This is a genomic window from Rhodococcus sp. 05-2254-5 (genome assembly GCF_002258575.1).
GTDB lineage: Bacteria > Actinomycetota > Actinomycetes > Mycobacteriales > Mycobacteriaceae > Rhodococcoides > Rhodococcoides fascians.
The window spans coordinates 640,261-654,425 of sequence record NZ_NOZG01000029.1; the positions used below are offsets into that span (position 1 = coordinate 640,261).

Sequence of the window (14,165 nt, forward strand, 5' to 3'; positions counted from 1 at the left end):
GACGATGCACCGTCTTCTGCAGGTGCCGTACGAGGACAACCCCACTGTCCCAGGGCTGCCCGCCGCATACGGACCCTGGATGAGCCGGAGCCCACTCGTGGCGCTGGGGACGATCGGCGTCGACGGCCGAGTGTGGACAACGCTGCTCGGAGGCGCTCCGGGAACAGCAACCGTGGCCGCGGACAGTGTTCTCCGAGTGAGGTTTCGGACCCGGCTCGAACCTCGTCCCGCAGATCCGGGCGCTCACTGGACGGGTACCGACCCAGTGCTCGAGGGTCTCGTGGGCGACGAAGCCACGAACGGACGAGGAAGGCTGGTCTCGGGCCTCGTCATCGATCTCGAGCACAGGGGCCGGGTCAAGATCGCAGGACGGCTGCACGACGGGATGGTGATGGAAAGGCGAACGAACACAACGCCTTCGGAGACCAGCGAACCAATCGACGTACAGGTGAATGTCGCAGTCGACGAAACCCTCGGAAACTGCCCCAAATATCTGAACATGCGGGCGATAACACCTTACGCATCATCTCCGCAGTTGATCACCGATTCGCTCCCCCTACCAGCCGACGCCCTCGCCCTCATCGGCAGATCCGACACGTTCCTCATCTCCAGCCGACACGGCGCCCACAGCATGGACACCAACATCCGCGGTGGGGCACCAGGATTCGTCCGGATATTCAGTAACTCCGACACGGAGGGCGTGACCCTGGTGTACCCGGAGTACTCGGGGAACCGCCTCTACCAGACGTTGGGAAACATCACTTCCGACCGGGCAGTGGGACTCACCTTCCCCGATTTCGACACCGGCGACATCCTCTACCTGACGGGACGCGCAGAGGTACTGATCGGAGATGCCACTGAAAGCGTTCTGCCACACAGCAGTATGGCTGTACGGATCGATATCGAGGCAGTGCGCTTCGTAAGAGAGGGCCTTGCATTCCGAGGCACGCTGCTCGACCCGTCGCCGTACAACCCGCCGGTTCGAAGATTGGCCCGCGAGGTCGGAGGTTCGGGCCGGCGGCCCAGATCAGCGGACAGAATGCTTGCCTCGCTGATCCACAAGCTGCCGATCACACCGACGATATCGCGCTACACATTCCGGCTTTCTCCGGGCGAGTCGTCGACGCCGGTGCGATGGCGTGCCGGGCAACACGTCACCCTCGACTTTTCGGATCGACTCGATCGTGGCTGGTCGCACATGCGCGATCATGACCCGAGCTCCCTCAACGACGACTTCATCAGAACGTTCACGGTGTCCAGCGAACCGAACACTTCGGGCAGCAATGTATTCGAGATAACCGTTCGGGAGCACGGACCGGTCAGCCGCCTGCTGTCGCGGTGGACTCCAGGGTCGGACCTGGCCGTCCCTGTCATGGGCTTCGGCGGCGAGGACGACACCAGATACGGCGATACGCAGCCCGATACCGACGACGTAGTGGTCGTGGCATCGGGGATCGGGATCACGCCCTTCATGGCGCAGGCGCATGCTGCCCACGAATCCGGACTCGCGCTGACCCTGCTGTGGAGCATCCGTGCAGAGGACCTGGCTCTCGCAGTCGACGTCATCGAGCAGGTCGGCCACTTGGGGATGGCGATCACGGTGTTCATCACCGGACAGTTGGACACCGACGGGCATGCCAAGGCACGCACTCTCGAACAGCTCCGAGCCCGGACATACATACGACGAATGACCGAGTCCGACGTCAAAGCCGTAGGCCACGTCGGGCGAAGGCAGTTCTATGTGTGCGCTGTGCCTCCTCTACACGCAGCAGTTCTGGGGTGGTTGGCTGGCGAGGACGTCAGGTTCGAGGCGTTCGACTACTGAACGTTGCATCCAAGAACGCGGCCTCTAGAAGGGCGGTGCTGCCGTGTCGTCTGTCTCCGGCTGTTCGTTGTCCGGTGGGTCGGGGTAGGCGATGATGCCGGATCGTCGCGGTTTGGTGGGGATACAGGGCCGGAGGTCGTTGCCGAGGATGGGTACTGCGGTTCCGTTGGCGGGCAGGGTGATTCGGGTTGTCTTCGAGGTGGAGGTCCATAGGATGGCACCGCCGGGGAGCATGACCGCTTTCCAGTAGCCGGCGGTCTTGACGCTGTGGTGGTATTCGCAGAGGCATTGGAGGTTGTTGACTGTCGTCCAGCCGCCGCCGAGTGGATTGGCGTGATCGAAGGCGATGATGTGGTCGAGTTGGCAGCGTTCGGCAGGTCTGTGGCAGCCGGGGAAGCGGCAGTGGCGGTCGCGTAGTCGTACGGCGGCGGTGGTGAGGGCGTCGGGTCGGTAGATCAGGGCTCGGTCGGTGAGGGGGTCGCGTCGGACAGGTTTTGCGAGGGTGGGGTCGGCGGCGATGGCGGCTTCGAGTGTTGCGGCGAGGGATGCATTGCCGAGGTAGATGCCGGAGGAAGTCCGCTGTGCGGTGCGGCCTGCGGGGCGGACCGTCGGGTTGTCGGGGCGGACCTCCGAGGATAGGTCGAGGGCAGAGCTGTGCCGTGTGCCCCTGCCGACGGGTGTGTGAGTACAGAACAGGGCTGCAGAAGACGCCAAGGCACTCCGACGTCGTTGCCGGTGCTGAGTCTCGTCATAGTCGGTCGGCTCAGGCGGTGTCGGGTCTGGCTTCGAATGCGATTCTGCAGCAACCGAACCCGAACCCTGGACCGGCCCTGCGCCGGGATGCGGTCCTGGGTCCGGTAGCGCCGGTGGCGGTACCGGAGGTGGCGGTATCGACGGTAGTGGCGCTGCTGTGTTCGTTGCGCTGCCCGCGCCGGTGCCGGTGCCAGTGCCAGTGCCAGTGCCAGTGCCAGTGCCAGTGCCAGTATCCGTCCGCGTTACTCGCGTATCCGGTTTCGCTGCATTCGGTTCCGCGTTGGGTTGTGTCGCGTCAGGCTCTGTCGCACTCGACTCGGCTGTTGTTTCTGCCGAGCGTTGTTCCCATTCCCCGGTTTCCGGGTTCTGCACTGCCAGTCCGAGTTTCTCTGCCAGCGTCACCGCCTCGGTGAGCAGGATCTGCCAGTGACTGTTGCGCGCCAACTCCCGCGCGAGGTCGGGATCGATCGATCCATGACCGGCCAGGTACGCCGGATTCGCGAGCAGTCCGATGAGGGTGGCGATGTCGACGGTGACCATCGTCAACGGCACCCGACGATCCGGCAGCTCTGCATCTTTCTTCGGGCAGTCCGCTCGTTGGCACAGGCATACCAGCCGGGGTTCACCGTGCATCCGCGCCATGAAGGCGTCGCACAGCCGATCCTGTTTGCCGCGTGGGTCTTTCGGGCAGAGCGTGTCGGCCATTTCCTCCAGGAGCTGCCATGCGGCCGCGGCTTCGGGGGCGGTCAATTCTGCTCGGATCCGCGCCAACTCCCCAGCCGGGGCATAGGAAACATTGCGGAACTTCTTCGCGAACTCGCGTAGTGCAGCTGCTTCCTCCGGCGCGACCCGCAGCAGAATGTCCCAGATCTCCTTCTCCAGCGGCCCCGGTGGCGACCGTCGGGCCGCCTCGACGATCTCGTCCTCGACCGACCTCACGATGTCGTCGGAGAGGTTGTCGAGGATCCGGCACACCACCCTCACTCGCGGAAGGTCGATCTCCCCAGCCTCGAATGCCTTCTTCACCAGCGGCAGTCGAGTGTGCAGGGCGACCCCGACCGAGACATACGCCTCGGCGACCGTCGCCGAACACCCCAACGCCACCGCCATCTCGGTGCGCCCATACCGGCTGTAGTGTTTGTGCTTGGTGTCGAGAGTGATCCAGCTCCGATGGACGTCGTAGCACGCGGAAATCTTGCGGGCCGCCAGCCGATTCTCTTCTCGCGCAGCGGCGGTCAACGCATCCAACGAGACCGTCGGTATCGCCATCTCTTCACCCCCCAGTGAATCGAAACAAGAACGCATGTTCGAACTGCAAGAAGAGTATCCCGACCCACCGACAAGAACGCCGGACCCGTCGAACCCCAGGTCGTCGGACCGACGCGGCGATGATCGCGTACCCGAGCCACATCCCCCGAATACTCGACAACGCCTATCCTCGGTACGTGCCCACCCTCTGCACTTCACCGACGAGTACCACGTGACCGGTTCGGCAGTGGCGTGGCTGGAGAAGTTCCAGATCCCGCTGTACCTATTGGCGTTGGCCGTCGGAGTTGTTGTCGGGTCGGCGGCACCGGCATCGGCTCCCGCATTCGAGATCGCCATCAATCCGGTGCTGATCGTCTTGCTCTACGCGACGTTCCTCGCAGTTCCGTTCTCCGCCATCGGTGTATCGCTGCGCGACACGAATTTCTTGCTCAGCGTCGTGGTGCTCAATTTTGTGCTCGTTCCGATCGTCGTGTTCGCACTGACCCGGTTCGTTGCGAGTAACGAAGCGGTGCTCGTCGGGATACTTCTGGTGCTGTTGGCTCCGTGCATCGACTACGTCATCGTTTTCAGCGGATTGGCCGGGGCGGCATCGGAACGACTTCTCGCCGCTGCTCCGTTGCTGATGCTGCTGCAGATCGCGTTCTTGCCGCTGTATCTCTGGTTGTTCGTCGGACCCGACCTGGTGAAGATCATCGACGTCGCACCGTTCGTCGAGGCGTTCGTCCTACTGATCGCGCTGCCACTGACATCGGCTGCGGCAACGCAGTGGTTGGCACGACGCACACGCCTCGGCACTCGCATCATGGACGCCATGGCAGCGGCAATGGTGCCGATCATGATGGCGACCCTCGCAGTCGTCGTCGCATCTCAGGTCGACGCAGTCCGCAGCGAGGCATCTCAGCTGATCGCAGCAGTGCCGATCTTCGTCGCGTTTCTGGTCGTCATGGCCGTCGTCGGACTCGCGACGGCTCGGGTCACCCGCCAGGACGTGCCCGCGACCCGGGCTTTGATCTTCTCCGGGGCGACCCGGAACTCGCTGGTGGTGCTGCCTCTCGCGCTCGCGCTGCCGCCGGCTCTTTCCCTCGCCGCAGTGGTCGTGGTGACGCAGACGTTGGTGGAGCTGATCGGCATGATCGCGTACGTCAGGATCGTTCCTCGCCTCGCACCGGCGACCTAGACTCCGAACATGACCGAACCCACGCCATCCGACCTGACCGCACTACGTGCACGGGCTGCGGGCGGTGACCAGGACGCGATCGACGAATTGGTGGAGCAGGGCACCGTCGACGACCTGCGTTCACTTGCCGCAGCCGGCAACAGCGACGCCGTCGACATGCTCGTCGAACGCGCCGGAGAGCGCGAGGACCGCGACGAACTGCAGCGACTGGCAGCCGGCGGAAGTCAGGATGCCGCAGACATTCTCGAAGAACTGGACGGCTAGATCGGATCGGGACGGGTGCCCACCTGCAGGGTGAGCCGGTGCGCCGCGTCGAGCAGCATCTTTCCCAACTCCCGACGTCTGTCCTCTCGAAACCTCGTTTCCACACCGGTCAGACTCAACGCCCATGCCGGCCTGCGTCCTCGGTCGAACACCGCTGCGCCCAGTCCCCAGCTGCCTTCCACGAGCAACGCCGGGTTGACGGCGTAGCCCGAGGACCGCGTCAGCTCGATTCGGTGGCGAATCGCCGACTCCGAATGATCGGCTCCCCACTCGGGCACCAGATCGACTCCGTCGAGGTAGTCGTCGACCTCGCGGTCCGGGAGATGAGCGAGAACGGCCAAGCCTGCGGAGGCCACACCCAGCGGTAATCGGATGCCCTCGTACAGCACATGCGACCGTAGCGGGAAGCTGCCCTCCACCCGAAGCAGACACACCGTCTCGCCACCTCGACACGCGGACAGGAACGCGCTCTCGCCGCTCCGCATTGCCAAGTCCTGCACGATATCTCGGGCCTGATCGGTGACGTCGTAGCGCAATGCGGCCATGGAACCGAGGAGATAGATTTCCGGTCCCAGTGCCCACCGTCCGGTCCCCGTATCGCGGTCGACGAAGCCCTCGTCGGCCAGTTCCGTCAACAGCCGATGCGCCGTCGGGCGCGCAACTCCAGCGGACCTCGCCAACTCGGTGGTCGAGGTACCGGTCGCCTCCGCCGCACTGGCGGCACGCAGCAGAGCACACACTTTGGCGATGACGCCTGCGTTGGCATCGAGCACAGTCACCGCACCACTGTACGTCCACTGAGTGAACGCCGACGCACTTCATGTTCGACATTCGAGCAGAATTTCCTAAAACAGCCACGATGCGCGCTGGTCGAGTTCACTGGACCCATCGTTTGCTCAACGAACACATCAGGAGTTCACGTGACAGGAAAGACCTACGACTCCGCAGCCGACGCGGTGGCGGACATCGGTAGAGGAGCGACCATCGCGGTCGGCGGCTTCGGCCTGTGCGGCATCCCCGATGCCCTCATCGAGGCCATCGCCGACACCGACGCGGACGAATTGGAGGTGTTCTCCAACAACTGCGGCGTCGACGGCTACGGATTGGGAATCCTGTTGGCAGCCGGACGCATTCGCCGCGTCACTGCGTCGTACGTCGGCGAGAACAAGGAGTTCGCCCGGCAGTATCTCGCCGGCGAACTCGAAGTGGAACTGACACCGCAGGGCACGCTCGCCGAACGTCTCCGCGCCGGCGGCACCGGCATACCCGCTTTCTTCACCCCCGCCGGGGTCGGCAGCCCCATCGCCGACGGCGGAATGCCGTGGCGCTACAACGTCGACGGTTCCGTCTCGATCGAGTCACCACCCAAGGAAACACGGGTGTTCGGCAACAAACGCTACGTGCTCGAGGAAGCGATCAACGCCGACTTCGCTCTCGTGCACGCCGAGATCGGCGACACCGCAGGCAATCTCGTGTTCGACAAGACAGCGATGAACTTCAATCCGCTGGCAGCGATGGCCGGCAGGATCACCATCGCTCAGGTGGAAAAGCTCGTCGAGCCCGGCGAAATCGACCCGGCCCAGGTGCATCTTCCCGGGGTGTTCGTCCAACGTGTCGTACATACCGGTCCACAGGACAAGCGCATCGAAAAGCGCACCGTCAGTTCAGGAGTTCGAGCATGACCGCAGGATGGACCCGAGACCGGATGGCCGAGCGTGCGGCGGCCGAGATGGTCGACGGCGAATACGTCAACCTCGGCATCGGCTTGCCGACGCTGATCCCGGGCTACCTCACCGACAAGGTGAACGTCACTCTGCATTCGGAGAACGGCATCCTCGGCACCGGCCCCTACCCCACCGAGGACGAGGTCGACGCCAACCTCATCAATGCCGGAAAGGAGACCGTCACCGTCAATCCCGGTGCGTCGTACTTCGATTCGTCGCTGAGCTTCGGCATGATCCGAGGCGGCCACATCGACACAGCCGTTCTCGGCGGCATGCAGGTGTCCCGTAACGGCGACCTCGCCAACTGGATGGTCCCCGGCAAGATGGTCAAGGGCATGGGCGGCGCGATGGACCTGGTACACGGGGCTCGACGCGTCATCGTGGTCATGGAACACACCGACCGCGACGGCAATCCGAAGATCCTCGACGCGTGCACCCTGCCGCTGACCGGCCAGGGCGTCGTCGACCGCATCATCACCAACCTGGCCGTCATCGATGTCGTCGGCGACGGCACGCTAGAGCTGGTGGAACTGGCGCCTGGCGTGACCACCGAACAGGTCATCGCCGCCACCGGATCAACCCTGAAGCACTGAAGCACCGACAGCCGTTCGAACAGCACTGTGGGCCCGAACGTCCGAAGACGTTCGGGCCCACAGTGTTACGATCTAGTCCGGGATCATGTCGAACGTGTCCGGATTCGGACCGTTCCGGCCTTCCTCGCCCTTGTCGAGTGCAGTGATCGCATCGACGTCGGCCGAGCTCAGCTCGAAGTCGAAGATGTCGAAGTTGGCCTTCACTCGCTCCGGTGTCACCGACTTCGGGAAGATGATGTTGCCCCGCTGAATGTGCCAGCGCAGCACCACCTGTGCAACGGATTTGCCTGTGGCGTCGGCGATTCGCTTCAGTTCCGCGTCGTCGAGAACGTTGCCCTGAGCGATCGGCGACCACGCCTCGGTGGGGATGGCATGTTCGCGGCCGTAGGCCCACACGTCGTGGTTGACGAAGTAGGGGTGCACCTCGATCTGGTTCACAGCGGGGACCGTCTCGGTCTCTTCGGCGAGGCGATCGAGGTGAGCGGGCTGGAAGTTCGAGACGCCGATGTTGCGGGCCCGGCCGTCGGCCGCGAACTCCTCCAACGTCTTCCACGTGGAGACGAAGTCGCCGTCGTACCGGGTGGGCAGCGGCCAGTGGATGAGGAAGAGATCGACGTAGTCGGTCCCGAGGTCGCTGAGCGTCTTGTCGAACGCCGAGCGCGCGTCGTCGGGCCGGTGGAAACCGTTGTTGAGCTTGCTGGTGACGAACACCGATTCGCGGTCGATGCCGGAGTTGCGAATGCCCTCGCCGACCTGCTTCTCGTTGCCGTACATCTGCGCGGTGTCGATGTGTCGGTAGCCGATCTCGAGCGCCGTTTCGACGGCCTTCGCGGTCTCGTCGGCGTCGATCTGAAAGACGCCGAAACCGAGCTGGGGAATCTGCTTGCCGTTTCTGAGCGTGACGTTGGGTACCTGAGTCATATCGCCGGGGTGCCCGCCCACTGTGGCCTTCAAACCGGGTGGAACAATGCCATCGTGATAGTGCAGCGCATCCGGCGCGTCGTAGACGGAGTTGCCGAGAAATTCGGTCGGTCCACCTCTGCTCTGACAGCTCCCGAGCGCAGTTTCGATCCGGGGCACCCATGGTTCCTGACCGCGCCCGAGCGAGGCAACGACGACACCCGAATTTCGGCCTGGACCGAGGGCAATCGCGTCGAGAACCTCGTGCACGGCAAGACGTACTTCGCGGCACTCGCACGGGCCCTCGAGCAGACCGAGCGCGACGATCTGGTGCTCTTCACCGATTGGCGCGGGGACCCGGAGCAGCTGCTCACCGACGACGGCGTGACCGTCGAGGATGCCCTGGCCGCCGTCGCGCACCGCGGTGGCGTCGTCAAGGGCATGGTGTGGCGCTCCCACATGGAAACCCTCGGTTTCACCGGTCCGAAGAACCGCAAGCTCGCGCTGCGGCTGGAGGAGGCGGGCGGCGAGGTCATTCTGGACCAGCGCGTGCTGGTCACCGGAAGCCACCATCAGAAGTTCGTGGTCGTGCGGTACGGCAGGAAAGATCTGCCCGACGTCGCTTTCGTGGGCGGTATCGATCTGGCCCGTGCTCGACGCGACGACGCCGATCACTTCGGCGATCCCGTCTCGCGCCCCTTCCCGCCCGAGTACGGCGAGATTCCGGCGTGGCACGACGTGCAGGTGCAGATCGAGGGGCCCGCAGTCCGGGATGTGGAGGACGTCTTCCGCGAACGGTGGGAAGATCCCGCGGCGCTCTCGCGTCTACCGTGGCATGCCATTCCCGATTTCCTGCGCGGAGTCACGCGTGAACCGTCGGAGTTGCCACCCGCTGCCGCCGCCCCGGAGCCGCAGGGCACGTGCTCGGTTCAGCTGCTGCGTACTTACCCGCGTCGACGCCCCGCCTACCCGTTCGCGACGAGAGGCGAGCGCAGCGCGGCCCGTGCGTACGCCAAAGCCCTCGACCGTGCGACCGAGCTGATCTACATCGAGGACCAATATCTGTGGTCCGTCGACGTCGCGCGTGTGTTCGCCGCGGCACTGCGCCGCAAGCCGAACCTGCGGCTGGTGGTGGTGGTCCCCAAACACCTCGACGACGACAGCAACCTGACCATTCCCTCTGCGCTGCTGGGACACTCGGCGGCGCTCGGGGTCATCCGCGCGGCCGGCGGTGACCGCGTACTGGTACTCGACATCGAAAACGACCGTGGCATACCGGTATACGTGCACTCGAAGGTCTGCATCATCGACGACGTGTGGGCGGCAGTGGGGTCGGACAACTTCAATCGCCGCTCCTGGACCCATGATTCGGAGCTGACCGCGGCCATTGTCGACGAGCAGCGCGACGATCGGGCACCCTTGGACCCAGCAGGCCTCGGCGACGGCGCCAGAACCCACGCGCGCAACCTGAGACTCGAACTGATCCGCGAACACCTCGGGCGGGCCGACGGCGACGACGCCGACCTCGTCGACCCACAGCAGTTCTTCGACGTGATCTCGGCGAGCGCGACGGCCCTGGACAACTGGCACCGCAACCCGTCCGCGAAGCCCCGGCCCGTCGGCCGACTGCGAATGCACGAGATCACGGTGCCGCCCGTCTGGCAGCAGCGACTCGCCGCACTCGCCTACCGGCTGTTCGTCGACCCCGACGGACGCCCCATCGGGATGCGCCTGCGTCGTCGATTCTGAGTCGACGTTTTCGAGTTGTAGCTGTTTCGGACCTGACATATCGGGCATTCGCTCACGATGTCCACCTCCTCCCGCGCGCCCAGCGCGTTCGTCTTCGCGCCGTCCCCACTACTGACGGTGACCCTCGACGCTGCCCCCAACGGCAGTACCGAACTGCACGTGCACGCGGGCGGGCAAGGCCACTGGATCGCCAGGATGGCGTCGGTGCTGGGTCTCGATGTCACACTCGCCGGGGTGTTCGGCGGCGAGATCGGTGCCGTACTGCGCGGCATCGTCGAGAGTGAGGGCATCTCCGTCGTCTCCGTCGACATCGGCCAGGAAAGCGGCTCCTACGTGCACGATCGCCGCAGCGGAGAGCGCGAGGTACTGGCCACGGTCGATCCGCCGCCGCTGGCCAGGCACGCGCTCGACGACCTGTTCGGCGCAGCACTTGCCACCGGTGCCCGCAGCGACGTGGCGATTCTCGGCGGTCCGCACGCCGACAACATCGTGCCTGCGGAGGTGTACGAGCGGCTGTGTGCCGACCTGCGCGCACTCGAGGTCCCGGTGGTCGCCGACCTGTCGGGCCCCACCATGCTGGCCGCCCTCGCCGGCGGTCTCACGGTGCTCAAGGTCAGCCACGAGGACCTCATTTCCGACGGCGGAGCCGAGTCCGAGGACCCGAAGCACCTGATCGATGCGATGCGAAAGATGCACGACGACGGTGCCGAGGTGGTTGTGATCTCCCGAGCGGGAGACCCCGCCTTGGCCCTGGTAGAAGGCGACGTACTCGAAATCGTCACTCCGGGTCTGCAGATGGTCGACCACCACGGCGCAGGCGATTCGATGAGCGCCGGCATCGCCGCCGGAATCGCCCAGGGAATGTCGATGCCGGAGGCGCTCCGCCTGGGCGGCGGCGCGGGCACCGCCAACGTCACCCGTCGCGGCCTCGGTAGCGGCCGAAAAGACCTGGTTCTCGGACTCACCGAATCGGTCGAGGTGCGTCCGTACGGCAAGGCGGGCAAGAAATGAGGGCGCTGATCACCAACGACGACGGTGTGGACAGCGCAGGCATCGCGCTGTTGGCGCGGGTCGCGCTCGACGCCGGCCTCGACGTCGTGGTGGCCGCTCCCCATGAAGAACGCAGCGGTGCCAGTGCATCGTTGACGGGGATGGGCGTCGACGATCACCTGGGTATCGAGCGAACCGAGATCGAGGGGCTGCGCGGCGTCGAGGTCTATGCGGTACAGGCCTCACCGGCCCTCATCGCGTTCGTCGCCACCCGAGGGGCCTTCGGCGATCCACCCGACGTGGTCCTCTCCGGTATCAATCACGGCCCCAATACCGGTGCGGCCGTTCTACATTCGGGCACGGTGGGCGCGGCGCTGACAGCCCTGACGCACGGGGTTCCCGCCATGGCGCTGTCGTCGCTCGCCACCCGGCCGTCGCACTGGGACACCGCCGAACACGTCGCGCATCTGGCGGTGACATGGATGATTTCGCATCTGACCGTCGATGCCGTCGTCAACGTCAACATTCCCGACGTTCCACGGTCGGATTTCGCCGGGATCGTTCCGGCCTCGCTGGCCCGATACGGCGCGGTGCAGGCCGAAATAGGCGATCGCGGAGAAGATTTCGTCACCGTCCGGTTCGACGAAATCCACGCCGAGGACGACGACTCCGACGCCTCCCTACTGGCACGGAACTGGGCGACCGTCACCGCGCTGCGTCCCCCGAGCGAGGTGGACAGTATCGATCTGTCGACGCTGCGTGAGTGAGCTCGGTGCGGTGGACCCGAATGTGTCGGTGCCCTCGGGCACACTGGGAACCATCACCGCACATGCCACGGACCTAGGGGGTCACCGCACATGACGACAGATACCGATTCCGGATCGTTCCGCAGGCTCCACTCGCATGGCGTAGTTCCACCGTTTCTGCTCGAGCGTCTGCAGGGAGCCGGTGCCCGCGCGACTCTGCTGGCCGACCGCGAGATGCGGGCGGGCCGAGAGGTCGTCCAGGCACGTACCGCCATCGCACCGCGGACCGGCGGCACCCTCGAACGCACCATCTCCGATGCGAAAGCGACCCGCGACCTCCCGGGTCAGCAGGTTCGCGCCGAGGGTGAGGATCCCACCGGTGATGCTGCGACCGACGAGGCATACGACGGTCTCGGTGCCACGTATCTGTTCTTCGACGAGGTGTACGGCTACTCGAGTCTCGACGGCAGCGGCCTGCCCCTCGATGCGACGGTGCATTACGGCCGGGACTACGACAACGCGTTCTGGGACGGCTCTCGCATGGTGTTCGGCGACGGCGACGGCGAAGTGTTTGCCCGCTTCACCGTTTCTCTGGGCGTCATCGCGCACGAGCTCGCGCACGGGTTCACGCAGTACACCACCCCGCTTGAATACAAGGACCAGGCCGGCGCACTGAACGAGTCCATCTCCGACGTGTTCGGTGCACTCGTGGAGCAGTACACCGCGAAGCAGAACGCCGAGGACGCGTCGTGGTTGATCGGCGAAGGTCTGTTCCTGCCCGCGGTGCAGGGCAAGGCGCTGCGCTCGCTTCTCGAGCCCGGCACCGCGTACGACGACGATGTACTCGGCAAGGACCCGCAGCCGGCGAGCATGGACGACTTCGTCGTCACCACCGAAGACGACGGCGGTGTGCACATCAACTCGGGCATTCCCAACCGCGCGTTCGCCGTCGCCGCAACCACGTTGGGTGGCCCGGCGTGGGATCGCGTCGGGCAGGTCTGGTTCGACACGATGACCGTCGGGGGCCTCGCACCGACGGTCGACTTCGCCGGTTTCTCCGCGGCGACGCTGCTCGCAGCGCAGAAGCGATTCGGCACCGATTCCGACGTCGCCCGGGCCGTGGCCACCGGTTGGTCTACCGTGGGAGTTCAGTCAACACGGGAGCCGAGCGACGATCGGGTGTGATCGAGGGGCATGAGCCTGCGCATCGAGGTACTGCGAACCGGTGGGATCGCCGGGATGTCCAAACGCGGAGTGGTCGAGACCGACGAGCCGGAATGGCAGTCGCTGGTCGAGGCTGCGCGCCCGTACCTCGCTGAGCCGCCCCCACCCGAGCCGGCCGAGTCGCAGGCCCGCGACACCTTCGTGTGGAACGTGTCGGTGGGCGAGCAATCCTGCCGGGTCGGCGATTCGGCCCTGACCGGGCCGCTACGCGACCTCGCGGAGCGCACACTCCGCGAGGGTCGCGTCAGGTAGTTCAGCAGCTCGGCTCAAGCTTTCCATTCCGCGGAGCGTTCCGGGGACGCCTCGGCCAACGCCTTCACCGTGTCGTCGACGCCGAAGTCCTTGCCGTACACCGGGCTTCCCGGCTGCTGACGCCAGGACTCGGCCAGGGAACCGGCATCGACCGGGTCGAAGCCGAGCTCGTCGATCACCGAGAACACCAGCTTCTTCGACTCGGCGTCGTCCCCGGCGATCGGCAGCGCGATGCGCTTGTCGGTTCCGGCAGGAACACCCTTCTCGAGCAGGTGCTTGTACCAAATTCCGTTGAACGCCTTGATCACCGGCTCACCGAGCTGCTGCGACACCCATACGCTCTCGGGTGTGCCGCCTTCGATGTCTTCGATCAGACCGTCGCGCTGCTGCGGGTAGTAGTTGTTCGTTTCGATGATCGGCGCTCCGGGCTTGCGTGCGCCGGCGATACCGGCGGCGAGGTCGGGCACGTTCTTCTGCGGGATGCTGAGGATGACCAGGTCCGCATCCTGCGCCGCGTCCGCTGCCCACACCGCCGTCGCTCCGGTTTCCGACGCCAGCTCCGCCAGAGTCTCCGGGTCGCGTGAGTTCGAGAATCGAACCTCGTGACCGAGCGCCGTCAACCGGCGCACGAGCGTTCCACCGATGAATCCACTTCCGATGATGCCAATTTTCATGTCCGGAACAAACGATCAGGGACTC

The 14,165-nt window shown here is 65.2% G+C and carries 14 protein-coding genes; 10 read left to right on the forward strand and 4 right to left on the reverse strand.

What is annotated here, in order from left to right; genetic code table 11:
• The first annotated feature begins 4 nt into the window (after positions 1 to 4).
• Positions 5 to 1,825 (forward strand): pyridoxamine 5'-phosphate oxidase family protein, encoded by a 1,821-nt coding sequence (locus CH278_RS22585; RefSeq protein ID WP_179274492.1) that lies wholly within the window; start codon positions 5 to 7, stop codon positions 1,823 to 1,825.
• Positions 1,826 to 1,849: 24 nt separating this feature from the next.
• On the opposite strand, the gene CH278_RS22590 is transcribed toward CH278_RS22585, so the two are convergent.
• Positions 1,850 to 3,847, reverse strand: coding sequence for an HNH endonuclease signature motif containing protein (locus CH278_RS22590; RefSeq protein WP_179274491.1), 1,998 nt, complete (start codon positions 3,845 to 3,847; stop codon positions 1,850 to 1,852).
• 211 nt (positions 3,848 to 4,058) lie between these two features.
• Between CH278_RS22590 and CH278_RS22595 the strand changes: the two genes are divergently transcribed.
• Complete coding sequence (locus tag CH278_RS22595; RefSeq protein WP_179274490.1) at positions 4,059 to 5,024, forward strand: arsenic resistance protein; 966 nt, start codon at positions 4,059 to 4,061, stop codon at positions 5,022 to 5,024.
• Between the two features lie 9 nt (positions 5,025 to 5,033).
• Positions 5,034 to 5,288 (forward strand): hypothetical protein, encoded by a 255-nt coding sequence (locus CH278_RS22600; protein WP_032364511.1) that lies wholly within the window; start codon positions 5,034 to 5,036, stop codon positions 5,286 to 5,288.
• Here CH278_RS22600 and CH278_RS22605 read toward each other — a convergent pair.
• Complete coding sequence (locus CH278_RS22605; RefSeq protein WP_094622955.1) at positions 5,285 to 6,061, reverse strand: IclR family transcriptional regulator; 777 nt, start codon at positions 6,059 to 6,061, stop codon at positions 5,285 to 5,287. The genes CH278_RS22600 and CH278_RS22605 overlap by 4 nt on opposite strands.
• A 147-nt stretch (positions 6,062 to 6,208) precedes the next feature.
• Here CH278_RS22605 and CH278_RS22610 point away from each other — a divergent pair, with 147 nt between their 5' ends.
• Positions 6,209 to 6,970, forward strand: coding sequence for a CoA transferase subunit A (locus CH278_RS22610; protein ID WP_032364512.1), 762 nt, complete (start codon positions 6,209 to 6,211; stop codon positions 6,968 to 6,970).
• Positions 6,967 to 7,605, forward strand: coding sequence for a 3-oxoacid CoA-transferase subunit B (locus CH278_RS22615; protein WP_027494424.1), 639 nt, complete (start codon positions 6,967 to 6,969; stop codon positions 7,603 to 7,605). The genes CH278_RS22610 and CH278_RS22615 overlap by 4 nt, the downstream gene beginning before the upstream one ends.
• Positions 7,606 to 7,677: 72 nt before the next feature.
• Here CH278_RS22615 and CH278_RS22620 read toward each other — a convergent pair whose 3' ends face one another.
• Positions 7,678 to 8,526 carry an aldo/keto reductase gene (locus tag CH278_RS22620; protein ID WP_027494425.1) on the reverse strand — a complete coding sequence of 283 codons (849 nt, stop codon included), beginning with the start codon at positions 8,524 to 8,526 and terminating at the stop codon, positions 7,678 to 7,680.
• Between the two features lie 54 nt (positions 8,527 to 8,580).
• Between CH278_RS22620 and CH278_RS22625 the strand changes: the two genes are divergently transcribed.
• From CH278_RS22625 to CH278_RS22645, 5 genes are all read left to right on the forward strand, one after another.
• A complete protein-coding gene (locus tag CH278_RS22625; RefSeq protein WP_027494426.1) occupies positions 8,581 to 10,254 on the forward strand; it encodes a phospholipase D family protein in 1,674 nt (557 codons plus the stop codon).
• A gap of 57 nt (positions 10,255 to 10,311) precedes the next feature.
• Positions 10,312 to 11,265 carry a 1-phosphofructokinase family hexose kinase gene (locus tag CH278_RS22630; protein ID WP_094622857.1) on the forward strand — a complete coding sequence of 318 codons (954 nt, stop codon included), beginning with the start codon at positions 10,312 to 10,314 and terminating at the stop codon, positions 11,263 to 11,265.
• Positions 11,262 to 12,011 carry a 5'/3'-nucleotidase SurE gene (surE, locus tag CH278_RS22635; RefSeq protein WP_094622858.1) on the forward strand — a complete coding sequence of 250 codons (750 nt, stop codon included), beginning with the start codon at positions 11,262 to 11,264 and terminating at the stop codon, positions 12,009 to 12,011. The genes CH278_RS22630 and surE overlap by 4 nt, the downstream gene beginning before the upstream one ends.
• A gap of 90 nt (positions 12,012 to 12,101) precedes the next feature.
• Complete coding sequence (locus tag CH278_RS22640) at positions 12,102 to 13,175, forward strand: M4 family metallopeptidase (protein ID WP_094622859.1); 1,074 nt, start codon at positions 12,102 to 12,104, stop codon at positions 13,173 to 13,175.
• Positions 13,176 to 13,184: 9 nt separating this feature from the next.
• On the forward strand, positions 13,185 to 13,466 hold the full coding sequence (locus CH278_RS22645; RefSeq protein WP_027494430.1) for a protealysin inhibitor emfourin: 282 nt from the start codon (positions 13,185 to 13,187) through the stop codon (positions 13,464 to 13,466).
• Between the two features lie 14 nt (positions 13,467 to 13,480).
• Here CH278_RS22645 and CH278_RS22650 read toward each other — a convergent pair whose 3' ends face one another.
• Positions 13,481 to 14,140 (reverse strand): NADPH-dependent F420 reductase, encoded by a 660-nt coding sequence (locus CH278_RS22650; RefSeq protein ID WP_048316661.1) that lies wholly within the window; start codon positions 14,138 to 14,140, stop codon positions 13,481 to 13,483.
• Between the last annotated feature and the right edge of the window lie 25 nt (positions 14,141 to 14,165).